General features: G+C 59.8%; 14 protein-coding genes. 12 read left to right on the forward strand and 2 right to left on the reverse strand.

Annotated elements, in window-relative coordinates; genetic code table 11:
• Positions 1 to 56 precede the first annotated feature (56 nt).
• The 3 genes from AC13RC_RS21680 to preA all read left to right on the forward strand — a co-directional run bounded on the left by AC13RC_RS21680 (position 57) and on the right by preA (position 4,252).
• A complete protein-coding gene (locus tag AC13RC_RS21680; protein WP_113395452.1) occupies positions 57 to 1,088 on the forward strand; it encodes a sensor histidine kinase in 1,032 nt (343 codons plus the stop codon).
• 478 nt (positions 1,089 to 1,566) lie between these two features.
• A complete protein-coding gene (locus AC13RC_RS21685) occupies positions 1,567 to 2,925 on the forward strand; it encodes an NAD(P)-dependent oxidoreductase (protein WP_488558370.1) in 1,359 nt (452 codons plus the stop codon).
• 13 nt (positions 2,926 to 2,938) lie between these two features.
• The gene (gene preA / locus AC13RC_RS21690) at positions 2,939 to 4,252 is read left to right on the forward strand and encodes an NAD-dependent dihydropyrimidine dehydrogenase subunit PreA (RefSeq protein ID WP_488558371.1); all 1,314 of its coding nucleotides are present in this window, start codon (positions 2,939 to 2,941) and stop codon (positions 4,250 to 4,252) included.
• Between the two features lie 92 nt (positions 4,253 to 4,344).
• Here preA and AC13RC_RS21695 read toward each other — a convergent pair whose 3' ends face one another.
• Entirely contained in the window at positions 4,345 to 4,989 is a 645-nt protein-coding gene (locus AC13RC_RS21695) for a TetR family transcriptional regulator C-terminal domain-containing protein (RefSeq protein WP_113330229.1), read from the reverse strand.
• Positions 4,990 to 5,296: 307 nt separating this feature from the next.
• On the opposite strand from AC13RC_RS21695, the gene AC13RC_RS21700 reads away from it, so the two are divergent.
• Positions 5,297 to 6,550, forward strand: coding sequence for a Zn-dependent hydrolase (locus tag AC13RC_RS21700; protein WP_113389047.1), 1,254 nt, complete (start codon positions 5,297 to 5,299; stop codon positions 6,548 to 6,550).
• Positions 6,551 to 6,598: 48 nt separating this feature from the next.
• Positions 6,599 to 8,053, forward strand: a complete 1,455-nt coding sequence (gene hydA, locus AC13RC_RS21705; RefSeq protein ID WP_488558372.1) for a dihydropyrimidinase — start codon at positions 6,599 to 6,601, stop codon at positions 8,051 to 8,053.
• Positions 8,054 to 8,188: 135 nt separating this feature from the next.
• On the opposite strand, the gene AC13RC_RS21710 is transcribed toward hydA, so the two are convergent.
• Entirely contained in the window at positions 8,189 to 8,602 is a 414-nt protein-coding gene (locus AC13RC_RS21710; protein WP_113389049.1) for a cupin domain-containing protein, read from the reverse strand.
• A gap of 124 nt (positions 8,603 to 8,726) precedes the next feature.
• On the opposite strand from AC13RC_RS21710, the gene AC13RC_RS21715 reads away from it, so the two are divergent.
• The 7 genes from AC13RC_RS21715 (at position 8,727) to AC13RC_RS21745 (ending at position 18,148) form a co-directional block, all read left to right on the forward strand.
• Positions 8,727 to 9,518 carry an ABC transporter ATP-binding protein gene (locus AC13RC_RS21715; RefSeq protein WP_488493457.1) on the forward strand — a complete coding sequence of 264 codons (792 nt, stop codon included), beginning with the start codon at positions 8,727 to 8,729 and terminating at the stop codon, positions 9,516 to 9,518.
• Positions 9,519 to 9,824: 306 nt separating this feature from the next.
• The gene (locus AC13RC_RS21720; protein WP_113330234.1) at positions 9,825 to 10,160 is read left to right on the forward strand and encodes a hypothetical protein; all 336 of its coding nucleotides are present in this window, start codon (positions 9,825 to 9,827) and stop codon (positions 10,158 to 10,160) included.
• A 2-nt stretch (positions 10,161 to 10,162) separates the two neighbouring features.
• Complete coding sequence (locus tag AC13RC_RS21725) at positions 10,163 to 11,050, forward strand: ABC transporter permease (protein ID WP_113330235.1); 888 nt, start codon at positions 10,163 to 10,165, stop codon at positions 11,048 to 11,050.
• Complete coding sequence (locus tag AC13RC_RS21730; protein WP_113389051.1) at positions 11,047 to 12,180, forward strand: ABC transporter permease; 1,134 nt, start codon at positions 11,047 to 11,049, stop codon at positions 12,178 to 12,180. The genes AC13RC_RS21725 and AC13RC_RS21730 overlap by 4 nt, the downstream gene beginning before the upstream one ends.
• A gap of 55 nt (positions 12,181 to 12,235) precedes the next feature.
• Positions 12,236 to 13,204 (forward strand): ABC transporter substrate-binding protein, encoded by a 969-nt coding sequence (locus AC13RC_RS21735; RefSeq protein WP_113330237.1) that lies wholly within the window; start codon positions 12,236 to 12,238, stop codon positions 13,202 to 13,204.
• Between the two features lie 394 nt (positions 13,205 to 13,598).
• Entirely contained in the window at positions 13,599 to 14,789 is a 1,191-nt protein-coding gene (locus tag AC13RC_RS21740; protein WP_113389052.1) for an efflux RND transporter periplasmic adaptor subunit, read from the forward strand.
• A gap of 14 nt (positions 14,790 to 14,803) precedes the next feature.
• Positions 14,804 to 18,148, forward strand: a complete 3,345-nt coding sequence (locus AC13RC_RS21745; protein WP_488558373.1) for an efflux RND transporter permease subunit — start codon at positions 14,804 to 14,806, stop codon at positions 18,146 to 18,148.
• Position 18,149: the final 1 nt, after the last annotated feature.

Raw genomic sequence — 18,149 nt, forward strand, 5'->3', positions numbered from 1 at the left:
TATAGGTCGGTTCAAGTTGTTACGAGTGAGAATGCCCTATCGGCGGGGTTCTCGAAATGCGTGTGAAAGGCAAGCCGGTGAATACGTCTGAACCATTACCCGGCGCGCCTTTGAGCTTGGAAGGCAAAGCCGCTCTGATGGAGCGGGCGCTTGCGAGCGCCAGTGTGTCCATCCTGTTCCAGGATGTAAATCTTTCGATCCGTTATGCCGACAATCTGCCGGACCATCTGCAGTCGTCTGTCGTCATGGGCGGCAATGACTCGCATCTCTTTGGAGAAAAGGATGGCGAGCACCTCTTGCGTTTGAAACGGGGCGTGCTCGAAAGCGGCAAGCCAGCAACCGCCGAGGTTGAGATCGCCAGCGGCGACGGCGCACGGATTTACGAGCTCAAAATGGAACGCATCGGCGGGCGCAAGCCGCAAGGCGTGCTGTCTGTCATCTCCGAAATCACCGAGAGCCGCCACCGCGAAAAAGTACTGAAGTCGCTGCTGCGCGAACTGTCGCATCGCTCCAAGAACCTGCTCGCCATCATTCAGGGTATCGCCACGCAGACCGCCCGCCACACGCTTTCCGTCGACAATTTCCTCATCAAATTCCGCGGCCGTCTGCAATCCCTGTCGAATTCGCAGGATCTCATCACGGATTCCAGCTGGCGCGGTGCATATTTGTTCGAACTGGCGGAAAAGCAGTTCGCCCCCTATTGGCCCGATGCGGGCGTGCCCATGCCGATCTACGGCATCAACGCACATCTGACGCCCAATGCCGCCGTGCATCTGGGGCTTGCTCTGCACGAGCTCATCGTCAATTCCGCCTCGCATGGCGCCATCTCGACCGGCGCCACCAGCATCACGTTGAATTGCAAGGAAGCCGAGCTCGACGGCAAGAAGGCGATTGAGGTCGCCTGGTCTGAGCGTTTCTACGCGCCCGCTGACCATGAATTCGAGGACAATAGCTTCAGCCGCACGGTGCTTGAACGCGTCGTGCCGACGTCCATGAATGGCCGCGCAGACTTCGCCATTGACGACGGCAGCATCGGCTATCGGCTCACCATTCCCGAAACTGAATATGAAATCCTAAGACGCCGCTAGCGGCCAGCGGGAGCACAATAAAACAGCCAGTGCGAGGGCGGCGCACTGGCTGCTTTGCACTCATCGGGAGGGGACCGTGAGTAGAGTCCTGAGACGTATTGGGCGTGCATCAGGAGATGCGATCATCATCAGGACATCGACATAACGATGCTGCAAAGCCTTGGTTCCACCCAGATCCAAAAAAATTCATCAACTTTTTACATTTCAGCACAGCCTCTGACATGGCGTCCCTCCAATTGCAGACAGGCGCTCGCAGTCATTGTCTTGCCTCAAATCTTTCCGAACAGCCTGCAGAAAAGAAGAAAAACTATTTAAATCATATCTTTAAGATAAAAGCTCCAGTGATCGAAAACGTTCTCGTTCTCCCACAGGAAGGCGTATCGAGGCACGCTTTGCGATCAAAATTTTACCGTTTGATAAATTTTTTAAGCTGAGTTACCGTTCCAGTACTAGCCGTTTACTATAAGAGGGAACTTCAATGGGACGACTGGAAACTGGGATTCATAAAGGCAGGCTCACGCCCGCCGAATATGATGCAAACTTTTCCGATCTTCACCCGCGCCTCACCAAGCATGAGGCGCTGGTCGCATCCGACCGCTGCTATTTCTGCTACGACGCGCCGTGCATGACGGCCTGTCCCACCTCCATCGACATTCCAATGTTCATCCGCCAGATCTCGACGGGCAATCCCATCGGCTCGGCCAAGACGATTTTCGATCAGAACATCCTCGGCGGCATGTGCGCCCGCGTCTGTCCCACCGAACAGCTCTGCGAGCAGGCTTGCGTGCGCAACACTGCCGAAGAGCGCCCGGTCGAGATTGGTCGTCTGCAGCGCTATGCAACCGATACGGCGATGGCTGAGAACAAGCAGTTCTATACGCGCGCCGAATCCACCGGCAAGAAGATCGCCGTCATCGGCGCCGGTCCGGCCGGTCTTGCCTGCGCACACCGTCTTGCGGTCAAGGGTCATGACGTTACCATCTTCGATGCCCGCGAGAAGGCCGGCGGCCTGAATGAATATGGCATCGCAACCTATAAGGCCGTCGACGACTTCGCGCAAAAGGAAGTCGATTACGTGCTCGCCATCGGCGGTATCGAGGTGAAGAACGGCCAGGCGCTCGGCCGCGATTTCAGCCTTTCCGACCTCTCTCAGCAATATGACGCCGTCTTCCTCGGCCTCGGCCTTGCCAGCGTCAACGCGCTGCGCGCCGAAGGCGAGGATCTCGAGGGCGTAGCTGATGCCGTCGCCTACATCGCCGAACTGCGCCAGGCCAGCAACAAGGCCGATATCGCCATCGGCCGCCGCGTCGTCGTTCTCGGCGGTGGCATGACCGCGATCGACGCAGCCGTGCAGGCAAAACTGCTCGGCGCCGAAGAGGTGACGATCTGTTATCGCCGTGGCAAGGAGCACATGAACGCCTCGGAATTCGAGCAGGATCTGGCCACCTCCAAGGGCATCATTATCCGCCATTGGCTCGCCCCGAAGCGCATCCTCGACAAGGACGGCAAGGTCGCCGGCATCGAGGTCGAATATACCGAACTGCGCGACGGCAAGCTCGTTGGCACCGGCGATGTCGGCGTCATTGCTGCCGACCAGATCTTCAAGGCGATCGGCCAGACGTTCGAAGCCTCAGGCCTCGGCGCGCTGCGCATGGAATCCGGCCGTATCGCCATCGATGGCGAAGGCCGGACCTCGATCGAAGGCGTATGGGCCGGCGGCGACTGCGTGCTTGGCGGCGATGACTTGACGGTTTCGGCCGTGGCACAGGGTCGCGATGCGGCCGAATCCATCAACCGTGCGCTCGCTGCCGCCACGCCGGCCGCTGCAGTCGCCTGAAAGGAGAACCGATATGGCTGATCTCCGCAATAATTTCGTTGGCATCAAGTCTCCGAACCCGTTCTGGCTGGCCTCCGCGCCGCCGACCGACAAGGCCTATAACGTCGAGCGCGCCTTCAAGGCGGGCTGGGGCGGCGTCGTCTGGAAGACGCTCGGTGAAGAAGGTCCACCAGTCGTCAACGTCAACGGCCCGCGCTACGGCGCGATCTGGGGTGCCGACCGACGTCTGCTCGGCCTCAACAATATCGAACTGATCACCGACCGCGACCTCTACACTAACCTGCGCGAAATGAAGCAGGTGAAGAAGAACTGGCCGGATCGCGCGTTGATCGCCTCGATCATGGTCCCCTGCGTCGAGGATGCCTGGAAGGCGATCCTGCCGCTGGTCGAGGAAACGGAAGCCGACGGCATCGAACTCAACTTCGGCTGTCCACACGGCATGTCCGAGCGCGGCATGGGTTCCGCAGTCGGACAAGTGCCGGAATATATCGAAATGGTCGTGCGCTGGTGCAAGCAGTACACGCGCATGCCCGTCATCACCAAGCTGACGCCCAATATCACCGATATCCGCAAACCTGCCCGCGCCGCCAAGGCCGGCGGCACCGATGCCGTGTCGCTGATCAATACGATCAACTCGATCGTCTCGGTGGATCTCGACAATTTCGCTCCGAACCCGACTGTCGGCGGCAAAGGCAGCCATGGCGGCTATTGCGGCCCGGCGGTGAAGCCGATCGCGCTCAACATGGTGGCCGAGATAGCCCGCGATCCTGAAACCTATGGCCTGCCGATATCGGGCATCGGCGGCATCACCACCTGGCGCGATGCAGCGGAATTCCTCGCGCTCGGCGCCGGCAACGTGCAGGTCTGCACGGCAGCCATGACCTATGGCTTCAAGATCGTCGAGGAGATGATTACCGGCCTTTCCGACTGGATGGACGAGAAGGGACATCGTACTCTGGACGATGTTATCGCCCGCGCCGTGCCGAATGTCTCCGACTGGCAGTATCTGAACCTCAACTACATCGCCAAAGCGAAGATCGACCAGGATGCCTGCATCAAGTGCGGCCGCTGTCACATCGCCTGCGAGGACACCTCGCATCAGGCGATCACCAAAATGGTCGATGGCGTCAGGCGCTTCGAGGTGATGGAAGAGGAATGCGTCGGCTGCAATCTGTGCGTCAACGTCTGCCCGGTCGAGAACTGCATCACCATGGAAGAACTGCCGGCCGGCAGCCTCGACAAGCGCACCGGCAAGGTCGTCGACCCGAACTACGCCAACTGGACGACCCATCCGAACAATCCGATGGCGCGTCAGGCGGCGGAATAACGGTAAAGTCCGCAATCATTCAAAAGGCGACCGCAGCTTGCTGCGGTCGCCTATTATTTTAGGCGCAATCCCCCGAAGGATCGAGCCGCGGCTCAGCCCTGACGAATCCGAAGCCCGTCGACGAAAAGCTGTTCCAGATAGCGGGCAGCATCCTCGAAACGTCCCTCGCCCGAATGCTCGTCGCCAAGCACCGCGCGCACTTGTACGTCGAAATCCGCATAATGCTGTGTGGTCGACCAGATCGAAAAGATCAGGTGATAGGGATCGCATTTGGCGATCTTGCCGGCTTTTGCCCATGCGCGAATGACCTCGGCCTTCTCGTCCACGAGCGCCTTCAGCGGCCCACGCAGCTCGTCCTCAACATGCGGCGCGCCCTGCAGCATTTCATTGGCAAAAAGCCGGCTTTCGCGCGGGAAATCGCGCGCCATCTCGAGCTTGCGGCGGATATAGGAGCGGATCTCGCTTTCGGGGTTACCATTAGCATCGAAGGCGCGCAGCGGCTCCAGCCAGGTAAACAGCACCCGGTCGATCAAGGCCCGATGCATCGCCTCCTTGGTGCGGAAATAGTAGAGCAGATTGGGCTTTGACATGCCGGCAACTTCGGCGATCTGATCGATGGTCGAACCGCGGAAACCGCTGACGGAAAATACGTCCAGAGCGGCTTCCAATATGATTTCCTCTTTCTCTTCCTGGATACGGGTGCGGCGCTGCGTCCTGGCGGCTCTGGGGATGGCCATATCTGCTCTGTTTCTCCTTGAAATCCAAGCCTTTCGGCCGTTCCCTCATTCACCCTGTCGATGCATCGGATCTGGCAATCGCCTGAAATTTTATCGGAATTTTTCGTGCTTTTCGTCTTGAGCCGCGCCACGGAAGTTGTAATGTTTACCAATCGGTCAAATTATCTGTCAGATGTCTCCTAAAGGCAACTGGCGATTTCCGGGCAAGAAAAACAAGACGGCGCTCCGGAATTTGAAATAAGACCAACGGGAACAATTTCGGGCATGCGCCTTGCGTGCCCCAGGACAAACGGGTGAGGATTGCATCATGGTGGCAGCGCCAGGAGAAAACATGCGTATCAATGGCGATCGCCTTTGGGATACGCTGATGGACATGGCGAAAATCGGCCCCGGCATTGCCGGCGGCAACAATCGCCAAACGCTGACCGATGCCGACGCCGAGGGACGCAGCCTTTTCAAGACCTGGTGCGACAAGGCCGGCCTGACCGTCGGCGTCGACAAGATGGGTACGATGTTCGCGACCCGCGCCGGCACCGATCCAGATGCGCTGCCCGTCTATGTCGGCTCGCATCTCGATACCCAGCCGACCGGCGGCAAGTATGACGGCGTGCTCGGCGTGCTTGCCGCGCTAGAAGTCGTGCGCACGATGAATGACCTCGGCATCAAGACCAAACATCCCATCGTGGTCACCAACTGGGCCAACGAGGAAGGCGCGCGCTTCGCGCCCGCTATGCTCGCCTCCGGCGTCTTTGCCGGCGTGCACACACTTGATTATGCCTATGGCCGCAAAGATCCCGACGGCAAGACCTATGGCGAGGAGCTGAAGCGCATCGGCTGGCTCGGCGATGAAGAGGTCGGTGCTCGCAGGATGCATGCCTATTTCGAATATCATATCGAACAGGGCCCGATCCTGGAGGCCGAAAACAAGACGATCGGCGTCGTCACGCACTGTCAGGGCCTTTGGTGGCTGGAATTCACGCTGACCGGCAAGGAAGCGCATACAGGCTCGACGCCGATGGCCATGCGCGTCAATGCCGGCCTCGCTATGTCGCGGATCATCGAGATGGTGCAGAGCGTCGCCATGGAAAACCAGCCGGGGGCCGTCGGCGGCGTCGGCCAGGTTTTCTTCTCGCCGAATTCGCGCAATGTCCTGCCTGGCAAGGTGGTCTTCACCGTCGACATCCGCACGCCGGACAAGGAAAAGCTCGATCGCATGCGTACCAAGATCGAAACCGAAGGCAAGAAGATCGCCGATGCCCTCGGCGTCGGCTGCTCTGTCGAAGCCATCGGCCATTTCGAGCCGGTCACCTTCGATCCCAAGCTCGTGACTTCCGTGCGTAACGCGGCTGAGAAACTCGGCTACAGCCATATGAACATCATCTCCGGCGCCGGTCACGATGCCTGCTGGGCCGCCAAGGTTGCCCCCGCCACCATGGTCATGTGCCCCTGCGTCGGCGGCCTCTCCCACAATGAGGCCGAAGAAATCTCCAAGGAATGGGCGACGGCCGGCGCGGATGTGCTGTTCCACGCAGTCGTTGAGACGGCGGAGATCGTGGCTTGACTGCCGCGTCTCCCAGCATCGGAACCTAACACATCTGGAGCATGCACCATGAGCACAGTCATCAAGGGTGGAACCATCGTCACGGCCGACCTGACCTATAAGGCGGATGTGAAGATCGAAGGCGGTAAGATCGTCGAAATCGGGCAGAATCTCTCCGGCAGCGAAGTGCTGGATGCGTCCGGCTGTTATGTCATGCCTGGCGGCATCGACCCGCACACGCATCTCGAAATGCCGTTCATGGGCACTTATTCCTCTGACGATTTCGAGAGCGGCACCCGCGCGGCCCTTGCCGGCGGCACGACGATGGTGGTGGATTTTGCGCTCCCCTCGCCCGGCCAGTCGCTGCTCGAAGCGCTGACCATGTGGGACAACAAGTCCACCCGCGCGACCTGCGACTATTCCTTCCACATGGCGATCACCTGGTGGGGCGAACAGGTCTTCAACGAGATGGAAACCGTCGTCCGCGAGAAGGGCATCAACACATTCAAGCATTTCATGGCCTATAAGGGCGCGCTTATGGTGGATGACGACGAGATGTTCTCTTCCTTCCAGCGCTGCGCCGAGCTTGGCGCTTTGCCGCTCGTCCACGCCGAAAACGGCGATGTGGTCGCGCAGATGCAGGCAAAGCTGCTGGCCGAAGGCAATAACGGCCCGGAAGCGCATGCCTATTCCCGCCCGGCGGAAGTCGAAGGCGAGGCAACGAACCGCGCCATCATGATCGCCGATATGGCGGGCTCGCCCGTCTATATCGTCCATACCTCCTGCGAACAGGCGCATGAAGCCATCCGCCGCGCCCGCCAGAAGGGCATGCGCGTCTATGGCGAACCGCTGATCCAGCACCTGACACTCGACGAAAGCGAATATGCCAATGCAGATTGGGACCATGCCGCCCGCCGTGTCATGTCACCCCCCTTCCGCAACAAGCAGCATCAGGATAGCCTCTGGGCCGGTCTCGCCTCCGGCTCTCTGCAGGTGGTCGCGACCGACCACTGCGCCTTTACGACCGAGCAGAAGCGCTTCGGCCTCAACGACTTCACCAAGATCCCGAACGGAACCGGCGGCCTTGAGGATCGTATGCCCATGCTCTGGACCTACGGCGTCAACACCGGCCGGCTGACGATGAACGAGTTCGTTGCGGTCACGTCGTCCAACATCGCCAAGATCCTCAACGTCTATCCGAAGAAGGGCGCGATCCTTGTGGGCGCCGATGCCGATATCGTCGTCTGGGACCCGAAGCGCTCGAAAACCATCACCGCCAAGACGCAGCAGTCGGCGATCGATTACAACGTCTTCGAGGGCAAGGAAGTGACCGGCCTGCCGCGCTATACGCTGACGCGCGGCATCGTCGCCATCGAGGAAGGCACGGTCAAGACCCGAGAAGGCCACGGCGAGTTCGTCAAGCGCGAGCCCTTCACCGCCGTCAACCGGGCACTTTCCACCTGGAAAGAAGTCACCGCGCCGCGCAAAGTGCAGCGCAGCGGCATCCCCGCAAGCGGGGTATGACGCTTGGGCACGGCGCTTCGGCTCATCGGCCATCTAGAGCAATTCCAGGAAAAGCGCGTAGCAGTTTTCCGTCCGGAATTGTGTAAAAACAAAAAGATAGAGCATTTTCGCGATTCGAAGAAAAGCGAGACGGCTCTAGCACGGCACATACCGTTCCATATCCGGCAGCAGGACGACGCTTTCCTGCTCGTTCGGATCGGTGCGGGCGATGACCGCTGTCGCCGGCCGGTCGCTCAAGTTCGCGGGAAGATGCGGGACGCCGGCCGGAATATAGAACATCTCGCCCTCGCGCACGATGACATGCTCTTCCAGCTGGTCGCCGAACCAGCAATGCGTCTCTCCGGAAATCGCGTAGATCGCCGTCTCATGCGAGGCGTGAAGATGCGCCTTGGCGCGGGCACCCGGCGGGATGGTCAGAAGATGCATGCAAATCCCCGTCGAGCCCACTGTCTCGGCGGCAATCCCTTCAAAATAATTGAGACCCTGTTTTCCGGCATAGGTACTGCCGGGCCGCACGACACGGCAGGTGGGCTTCGATGAGACACTCACGGCATTGCTCCCCTCTGTTCAGCAGCCCCAAAGGCTTCTCGCCTCTCCGGACTGCGGCAATGCCAAACAGGATAACACGCAATCCGCCTCAAACATGCGGCGAAAACAGGACTGGTAGGTGTTAATGACGTCATCCGCTTCCTCCGTCGTCTCTGCGCGGAATCTCTGTCTCACCTACAATACAAATGACGGGCCGGTGCATGCGCTGAGCAATGTCGATCTCGATGTTCGCAAGGGCGATTTCGTCTCCTTCATCGGCCCTTCGGGCTGCGGCAAGACCACCTTCCTGCGTGTCATCGCCGACCTCGAGCGTAAGACATCGGGCGATATCAGCGTCAACGGCATGTCGCCGGAAGATGCTCGAAAAAATCGCGCCTATGGCTATGTCTTCCAGGCCGCAGCCCTTTATCCCTGGCGGACGATCGAGAAGAATATCGCCCTGCCGCTCGAAATCATGGGCTATGACAAGCAAGAGCAGGCCAAGCGCATCGCCCGGACGCTGGAACTCGTCAATCTCAACGGCTTCGAACACAAGTTTCCCTGGCAGCTCTCCGGCGGCATGCAGCAGCGCGCTTCGATCGCCCGTGCACTGGCTTTCGATGCCGATCTTCTCCTGATGGACGAGCCCTTCGGCGCACTGGACGAAATCGTCCGCGATCATTTGAACGAACAGCTTCTGAAACTCTGGAAACAGACGAACAAGACCATCTGCTTCGTAACCCACTCCATCCCGGAAGCAGTCTATCTCTCGACGAAGATCGTGGTCATGTCACCGCGTCCGGGCCGCGTCACCGACGTCATCGAATCGACGCTACCGACGGAGCGGCCGCTCGACATTCGCGAAACGGCGGAATTCCTGGAAATCGCCCACCGCGTCCGGGAAGGGCTGAGAGCAGGGCATAGCTATGAGGAATAGGATGATGGACGGCTCCGTCGCGCGACGGCCCCTCACCGTACCGAGCCCAAGGCAATCGCATATAGGAGCAGGTCGGTGCGGTCTTTACCTTCTCCCCTCGGGGAGAAGGTGGCCCGAAGGGTCGGATGAGGGGGTTAACCGCTTCAAAGCCATCGGCTTCCGCTTTCTTGGCAAGCCCCCTCATCCGCCTGGCGGCACCTTCTCCCCGAGGGGAGAAGGAGGTGCGCTGAAGCAGCCTCATTCTCATGCAATTGCCGTACTGTCGGAGCCGGGAAAACAACGCCGCTCCGCAATCGGAGGAATATCATGAACCCACAATTCCTCCTCTGGCTTGTCGGCGCGATGGCGATCTTCATCGGCGGTGCTACAGCTTCGCGCGCCTATATCGCCAACAACAACATGTTGGTCTTGATCCTGTCGCTTGCGCTCTATTGTGTCGGCAATCTGATGATGGTGCGGTTGATGCGCGAGGGCGGACTTGGCCTGGCGATCTCCGCTTCCTCCATCGCACAGCTCGTCGTCGTCAATGTCATCGCCTTCATCGTCTTCGGCGAACGGCTGAGCCTGCAGCAACTTGCCGGCGTGGGTCTTGGCATCATCGCCATGATCCTCATGCTGCTTCCCGCGCAAGGAAGGGCATGAACATGGAAAAGGAACAGTTCTTCAAGCACAAGTTCCTGCCGGTCACGACGATCATCCTGGCGATTGTCCTGCTCTGGTATGTCTTCGCCGTCATTCTCAATGCGCCATTCCAGCGCGATCTCGACCGGCGCGGCAACGTAACACCGACGATGGTAGAATTCATCGGCAAGACGCTATCCCAGCCGAAGCCGACCCTGCCCGCGCCGCACCAGGTAGCGCAGAATGTCTTTGAAAACACTTTCCTGCGGGTGCCGACAAGCAATCGCAGCCTCGTCTACAATGCCTGGATAACGCTGGCGCCGACAGCGGTCGGCTTTGCCTTCGGCACGATTCTCGGCGTCCTCTTTGCAGTCGGCATCGTCCATCTCGTCGCGCTCGACCGCAGCCTCATGCCGTGGATCATCGCGTCCCAGACGATCCCGATCCTTGCCATCGCGCCGACGATCATCGTCGTCTTCAGTGCCCTTGGCATAGACGGGCTGATCCCGAAGGCGCTGATTTCCACCTATCTGTCGTTCTTCCCGGTCACGGTCGGCATGACGAAGGGCCTGCGCTCTCCGGAAATCATGCATCTCGATCTGATGCGCACCTATAATGCCAGCAGCTGGCAGACCTTCTGGAAGCTGCGCGTGCCGGCTTCGGTCCCCTTCCTCTTCACCTCCATGAAGGTCGCGATCGCCGCAAGCCTGGTCGGAACGATCGTCGGCGAGCTGCCGACGGGCGCGGTCGCCGGCATCGGCGCGAAGCTTCTGGCAGGCTCCTATTACAGCCAGACCATCGATATATGGGCCGCCTTGGTCGCCGGCTCCGTCCTCGCTGCCGTTCTCGTCGGTATCGTCAGCATTGCGGCGCGCATCGTCGACCGTTCGATGGGAGGCAGAACGGCATGAGATCCTTTCTTTTCTCCTGGCAGGGCATTCTTGCACTTCTTCTCTGTCTTGCAGCCATCCCCGCATTGCCGCTGCTTGCAGCGGATGCCGCGGCACCCGTCAGCAGCGGAACGACCTTCGTCATCTTCATTCTGATTGCTGCGGCGGCCGCCCTCTCCTTCATGCGCCTATCTGCAGACTTGAGCGCGGCGGTCCTCTTCTTCGGCGCGCATGCGGCGGCATGGCTGCTGCTTGCGGGAATTTCCGGCAATGAAGGCAAGGCACAGCTATCCTTCTTCATTCTGATTGCCGCTTCATGGCTGCTGGCCTGGCGCTGCGTTTCCGTCCTGTCGTCGATGCGTTCGCACTCGACCGCCGGCAACTATACGCTGCGGCTGCTGATCCCGGCGATCTTTGGCATATGGATACTGATCATCTGGGAAGCCGTCACTCGCGGCGCAGGCGTCTCCCTGGTCCTTCTGCCGCCGCCAAGCGCCATCGGTGCCAGGATCGCCAATTCGATTCCGACATTGTGGATCGATGTCCGCCAGACGATCCTCACCGCCGTCCTGATCGGCTATATCATCGGCTGCGCCAGCGGCTTCATCGTCGCCATTCTTGCGGACCGCTTCGCCTTCCTGCGGCGCGGCCTGCTGCCGATCGGCAATTTCGTCTCGGCCCTGCCGATTATCGGCGTCGCGCCGATCATGGTCATGTGGTTCGGCTTCGACTGGCAGTCGAAGGCCGCCGTCGTCGTCATCATGACCTTCTTCCCGATGCTGGTGAATACGGTGACGGGCCTTGCCGCGGCCGGCAATATGGAACGCGACCTGATGCGCACCTACGCATCGAGCTATTGGCAGACGTTGTTCAAGCTGCGCCTGCCCGCCGCCGCCCCCTTTATTTTCAATGCGCTGAAGATCAACTCGACCCTGGCGATGATTGGTGCCATCGTGGCGGAGTTCTTCGGCACGCCCATGTCGGGCATGGGTTTCCGCATCTCAACCGAAAATGGCCGGTTGAACCTCGATATGGTCTGGGCTGAGATCGCGGTTGCCGCGATTGCCGGCTCGGTCTTCTACGGTATCGTCGCCATCATCGAACGAATGGTGACGTTCTGGCATCCGTCTATCCGTGGTGGGCAGACGTAATCCAGGATCCCTTCCAAGGGATCAAGGCATAACTTCAGAGGGAAAGGGTGAAGACATGAAAAAAATAATGTTTGCATTGATGGCAAGTGCTATGACGCTTGCCGCCACCCAGGGCGCGATGGCGGCGGATAAGTTGACCCTGCAGCTGAAATGGGTGGCCCAGGCTCAGTTCGGCGGCTACTTCGTTGCCAAGGACAAGGGCTTCTACAAGGAAGAAGGCCTCGATGTCGATATCAAGGCGGGCGGGCCTGATATCGCTCCGGAGCAGGTAATCGCCGGCGGCGGTGCCGATGTGATCGTCGACTGGATGGGCGGCGCACTGGTTGCCCGCGAAAAGGGCGTGCCGCTCATCAATATCGCCCAGCCCTTCGAAAAATCCGGTCTGGAGCTGATCTGCCCTAAGGATGGCCCGGTCAAGACGGAGAAGGATTTCAAGGGACACACCCTCGGCGTCTGGTTCTACGGCAACGAATATCCCTTCTTCGCCTGGATGCATAAGCTCGGCCTCAAGACCGACGGCGGCAAGGATGGCGTCAACGTTCTGAAGCAGAGCTTCGACGTGCAGCCCCTCGTCCAGAAGCAGGCCGACTGCATCTCCGTCATGACCTATAACGAATATTGGCAGGCGATCGATGCCGGCTTCAAGGCCGAAGACCTGACCGTCTTCAACTATACGAAGCTCGGCAACGACCTTCTGGAAGACGGCCTCTACGTCAAAGAAGACAAGCTGAAGGATGCGAAGTTCAAGGCCGACATGGTGAAATTCGTCCGCGCGTCGATGAAGGGCTGGAAATATGCCGTCGAGCATCCGGATGAAGCCGCCGAAATCGTCATGGACAATGGCGGCCAGGATGAAAACCACCAGAAGCGCATGGCGGGCGAAGTCGCCAAGCTGATCGGCAGCGGCAAGCTCGACATGAAGACCTATAACCGCACGGTCGAAGCCCTGCTCGATCAGAAGATCATCAACAAGAAGCCGGATGGCGCCTATACGCATGAGATCACGGACGCTGCTCTGAAATAAGCTCGGAGCACTCACAGAGACTAAAACGCGTGAGGTTTCCGCCTTGCGCGTTTTTTTTCATTTTGTAACAGCAGCAACAAAATGCTGGCTTTGTCGCGCCGTCTGGCTGAAAAGCCCTCAGCCATCAACTATTCGAATGCTGACATCACAATGCCGTGATTGCTTCGCAAGGTTGTAGACGATAGAAATGCCCGCGAAATCATTTTCTCGTGATCTTGCGAGAATTGAAAATCGATCCCATCTACATGAGCGATTTTAGGATGAGGGAACTGCAAGGCATGACAGACGGATATTGATCCGCCGGAGAAGCCGGCCCACATGCATCGCATCCCCGTGTTCGCGACGGAAAACAGCGAAATCCCATTTTATCAAACGCCGAACTGGAACCGGACGCATGGCCCTTACGCCGTTTAGACTTCTGAGCACGACCGCAATCCTGCTTTCCCTGCTGGGCGTGTCTGCCGCCCTGGCGGAAGAGCCCCCGGTTACCACGCCGAAACAGAACCTGCCCGCAATCGTCATCACCACAGCCACGATGCGCCACCTGACCGACAAGGTGGTCGCGACCGGCACGGTGAAGGCTGTCGAGGAGGTTTACATCCAGCCGCAGGTGGATGGCCTCTCCATCCGCTCTCTCAACGCAGATGTCGGCGACAAGGTCAGCGCGAACAGCACACTTGCCACGCTGAACGATGATGCTCTTATTCTGCAGAAGAGCCAGATGCAGGCGACGCGGGCCAAAGGCGAAGCAAGCCTTGCGCAATTGCACGCCCAGCTCACCGAAGCCCGCGCCAATGCCGAAGAGGCAGAATTGCAGCGTGTTCGCGCCGTCACAATGGGCGCCAAGGGCACGATGTCGACCTCCTCGGTGGAACAGGCGAATGCCGCCGCCGCCGCCAACAAGGCGCGCGTCGTTTCCGCCGAGCAGGCGATCGCCGTTGCAGAGGCCGATCTGAAGGTTACCGACAGCCAGATCGCCGATACCGATCTCAAGCTTGCCAGAACAGGCATTAAGACCCCCGTCGCCGGCACCGTCGCGTCGCGCAATGCCCGCGTCGGCGCCATCGCCAACGGCAATGGCGATCCGCTTTTCACCATCATCCGCGACAGCCAGCTCGAATTGGTGGTCGATGTGTCCGAGAGCGATATCACCAAGATCACGAGCGGACAGAAGGCCTTGATCGCGCTTTCAGGCCGTCGCGAAAAGCTTGCCGGAACGGTCCGTCTCGTTGCTCCGATCGTTGATCCCGTCACCCGCCTCGGCGCGGTGCATATCACGATCGACGAAGGCGAGAAGGCTCGCGCCGGCATGTATGGTAGCGCCGAGATCATCATTCGCCAGGAAGATGGCGTCGCCCTGCCGCTGACGGCAGTCAACAGCGAGGAAAACGGTTCTTCCGCCCGCAAGGTCGAAAACGGCGTGGTCAAGTTCGTGAGCGTCGAAACCGGCATCCAGGATTCAGGCTATGTCGAGATCGTCAAGGGCCTGAAAGCCGGTGATGATGTCGTCGCCAAGGCCGGTGCCTATGTTCGCGACGGCGACCACATCACGCCGGTTCGCGATACGTCGCAAGCCTCCAACTGAGCGAGAACGACAAGATGAACTTCTCCGCCTGGTCCATCCGAAATCCGGTCGCCCCGCTCCTCGGCTTCTTCCTGCTGATGGTCGTGGGCGCGCATGCCTTTTTCAATCTGCCCATCACCCGCTTCCCGAACATTGACGTCCCTATTGTCAATGTCACCGTGACGCAAAGCGGCGCCTCGCCGGCCGAGCTAGAAATGCAGGTGACGAAGGAGATCGAAGACGCCGTTGCCAGCATCAACGGCATCGACGAGATACAATCGACGATCACCGACGGCCAATCGCAGACCGTCGTCGTCTTCCGATTGGAGGTGCCGACCGAGCAGGCCGTTCAGGACACCAAGGACGCCATCGACCGCATCCGCGGCAACCTGCCATCGACCATCGATGAGCCGATCGTCTCCAAGGTCGATGTCGTCGGCCAGGCGATCCAGAGCTTCGCCGTGTCCTCGCCGAACATGACGCTCGAAGAGCTGTCCTGGTACGTGGACGATACGGTCAAGCGCGCGCTGCAGGGCAAGGCGGGCATCGGCCGAGTGGACCGCTATGGCGGCGCCGATCGAGAAGTGCGCATCGAGCTCGATCCCAACAAGCTGAATGCCTATGGCATAACAGCGCTTTCGGTGAGCCAGCAGCTCCGCAGCACCAATATCGATCTTGGTTCCGGCCGCGGCCAGGTTGCCGGCAGCGAGCAGGCGATCCGCGTGCTCGGCGACGCCCGCAATGTCGCCCAGCTCGCCGATACGACGATCGCGCTCACCAACGGGCGCTTCGTAAAACTCTCCGATCTTGGCGCCATCAAGGACACCTATCAGGAGCCGAAGTCCTTTTCGCGGTTCAACAGTGCCCCTGTCGTCACCTTCGGCGTATTCCGCGCCAAGGGCGCCAGCGAGGTGACCGTCGCCAAGACGGTTGCCGACACGCTCGACAAGGTGCGCGCGGAGAACCCGAACGTCTCGATCGAGATGATCGACGACTCCGTCTACTACACCTATGGCAACTACGAATCGGCGATGCATACGCTGATCGAAGGCGCCATACTGGCCGTCATCGTCGTCTTCCTGTTCCTGCGGAACTGGCGCGCGACGCTGATATCGGCGGTTGCCTTGCCGCTCTCCGCGATCCCGACATTCTGGATCATGAACCAGATCGGCTTCTCGCTGAACCTCGTCAGCTTCCTGGCGCTGACGCTGGCAACCGGTATTCTCGTCGATGATGCCATCGTCGAAATCGAGAACATCGCGCGCCACATCAAGATGGGCAAGACGCCCTATCGCGCCGCCATCGACGCTGCAGACGAAATCGGTCTGGCCGTCATTGCGACGACCTTCACCATCATCGCGGTCTTCGTGCCCGTCTCCTTCATGCCGGGTATTCCGGGGCAGTACTTCATCCAGTTCGGCCTGACGGTCGCCTTCTCGGTGTTCTTCTCGCTGCTGGTGGCGCGTCTGATCACGCCGATGATGGCCGCCTATCTGATGCGCACCGAAGACGGCGTCGATGACCATCACGACAATGACGGCCGCTTCATGCGGGGCTATAGCTGGCTGGTGCGGCTGACGACGAAGAAGTGGTACACGCGTTATCCGACGCTGCTTGCCGCTTTCGCTTTCTCGATCGCTTCGGTCTTCGCTCTCATCATGTTCGTCCCCGGCAGCTTCATCCCGCCGGAAGACTCCTCGCGCATCGTTCTGTCGGCGGAACTGCCGCCGAACGCCCGGCTCGATGATACGGAACAGGCAACCAACGAGATCTATCGGCGCGTGAAGGGTATCGATGGCGTTGAAAGCGTCTTCGTACTCGGCGGCGCCTCGCCGAAGGGCGATCTGGAACTGCGCCGCGCCACGGTGACGCTGACACTCGGCAAGCTCGATCAGTCGCTGACAAAGAAGGTCGTGAACGACGTTCTCGGCTCGCTGCCTGTCATCGGCCCCCACCTGCCGAAGGTTACCGTCCATGGCCGCGTGCGCCCGCAATGGGAGATCGAAAAGGAAGTCTTTGCCAAGCTGCGCTCGATACCCGACGTCCGCATCACCAAGCTGAACGATCGCGGCGACCGCGACCTGACCTATAACTTCCTCTCGCGCAACGAAAAGGACCTCAATCAGGCCGTCGGTATTCTGGAAGCCAAGCTGCGCGCCGATCCGGCGCTTGCCAATGTCAGCGCCGACGGCGCCCTGCCGCGGCCCGAGTTGCAGATCTTCCCGCGCAAGGACGAGGCGGCACGCCTTGGCATCACGCCGCAGATGATTTCGGATACGATTCGCGTGGCGACCATCGGCGATATCGACGCTTCACTTGCGAAGATCTCGCTCGATGATCGCCAGATCCCAATCCGCGTTCAGGCCTCACTCGGCATGCGCCGAGATCTGGCCGCGATCCGTGCGTTGCGCATCAAGACATCGATGGGCACCACCGGACAGGCATCCACCGGCACCACCGTGCCGCTATCGAGCGTGGCCGACATCGACTATTCGGAGGGCCTTTCCTCCATCAAGCGCAACAACCGTTTCCGCGTCGTCGCGATCGGGGCCGACCTGCCGCAAGGCGTGGCGCTGGATACGGCATCGGAACACTTCCTCAATATCGTCAACAACGCCAAGATCCCGGCAACCGTGCATCTGGCAGAAAGCGGCGATACCAAGGTCCAGAAGGAAATGCAGCAGAGCTTCGGCAATGCCATGCTTCTCGGCCTCATGCTCGTTTTGACTGTGCTGATCCTGCTGTTCAAGGATGTGATCCAGCCCTTCACCATTCTGCTGTCGCTGCCATTGGCGATCGGCGGCGTGGCGCTGGCCTTGATTATGACAGGCAATGCGCTGTCCATGCCCGTCATGATCGGCATTCTGATGCTGATGGGTATCGTGACGAAGAACGCCATCCTGCTGGTCGATTTCGCGATCGAGATGATGCATCAGGGCATGCCGCGGCTGGAAGCGGTCGTCGAAGCCGGCCGCAAGCGTGCCCGCCCGATCATCATGACCTCGATTGCCATGTCGGCCGGCATGCTGCCGTCCGCTCTCGGCGTCGGCGAAGGCGGCTCCTTCCGCGCACCGATGGCGATAGCCGTGATCGGCGGCATCATTGTCTCGACGGTACTCAGCCTTGTGGTCGTGCCGTCCTTCTTCCTGATCATGGACGACCTGTCGCGCCTGCTCGGCTACCTCTTCGGCAGGCTTGTCGGCAAGAAAGATGCGGACGACGAGGTCGTGACCAAGGAAGGCCTGGCCGTCGCCGTCAACGAAAACCGCCAGTCGCTCACCAATCTGGAAGAGCGTCTGGAGGCCATCGAAAACAAGGATGGACGAAACAGGTCGGTGGGCACCAATGTACTAAAGCTGCCGCCCTTCGCAGCAGAATAGA

The organism is Martinezella sp. CNPSo 3890 (assembly GCF_057784455.1).

What these genes read in the sequence shown, in the direction of transcription:
- AC13RC_RS21695 (WP_113330229.1), bottom strand. Translation starts at nt 4,989, where the DNA reads ATGGCCATCCCCAGAGCCGCCAGGACGCAGCGCCGCACCCGTATCCAG.
- AC13RC_RS21745 (WP_488558373.1), top strand. Translation starts at nt 14,804, where the DNA reads ATGAACTTCTCCGCCTGGTCCATCCGAAATCCGGTCGCCCCGCTCCTC.
- AC13RC_RS21725 (WP_113330235.1), top strand. Translation starts at nt 10,163, where the DNA reads ATGGAAAAGGAACAGTTCTTCAAGCACAAGTTCCTGCCGGTCACGACG.
- preA (WP_488558371.1), top strand. Translation starts at nt 2,939, where the DNA reads ATGGCTGATCTCCGCAATAATTTCGTTGGCATCAAGTCTCCGAACCCG.
- hydA (WP_488558372.1), top strand. Translation starts at nt 6,599, where the DNA reads ATGAGCACAGTCATCAAGGGTGGAACCATCGTCACGGCCGACCTGACC.
- AC13RC_RS21700 (WP_113389047.1), top strand. Translation starts at nt 5,297, where the DNA reads ATGGTGGCAGCGCCAGGAGAAAACATGCGTATCAATGGCGATCGCCTT.
- AC13RC_RS21730 (WP_113389051.1), top strand. Translation starts at nt 11,047, where the DNA reads ATGAGATCCTTTCTTTTCTCCTGGCAGGGCATTCTTGCACTTCTTCTC.
- AC13RC_RS21715 (WP_488493457.1), top strand. Translation starts at nt 8,727, where the DNA reads ATGACGTCATCCGCTTCCTCCGTCGTCTCTGCGCGGAATCTCTGTCTC.
- AC13RC_RS21720 (WP_113330234.1), top strand. Translation starts at nt 9,825, where the DNA reads ATGAACCCACAATTCCTCCTCTGGCTTGTCGGCGCGATGGCGATCTTC.
- AC13RC_RS21685 (WP_488558370.1), top strand. Translation starts at nt 1,567, where the DNA reads ATGGGACGACTGGAAACTGGGATTCATAAAGGCAGGCTCACGCCCGCC.
- AC13RC_RS21735 (WP_113330237.1), top strand. Translation starts at nt 12,236, where the DNA reads ATGAAAAAAATAATGTTTGCATTGATGGCAAGTGCTATGACGCTTGCC.
- AC13RC_RS21680 (WP_113395452.1), top strand. Translation starts at nt 57, where the DNA reads ATGCGTGTGAAAGGCAAGCCGGTGAATACGTCTGAACCATTACCCGGC.
- AC13RC_RS21740 (WP_113389052.1), top strand. Translation starts at nt 13,599, where the DNA reads ATGGCCCTTACGCCGTTTAGACTTCTGAGCACGACCGCAATCCTGCTT.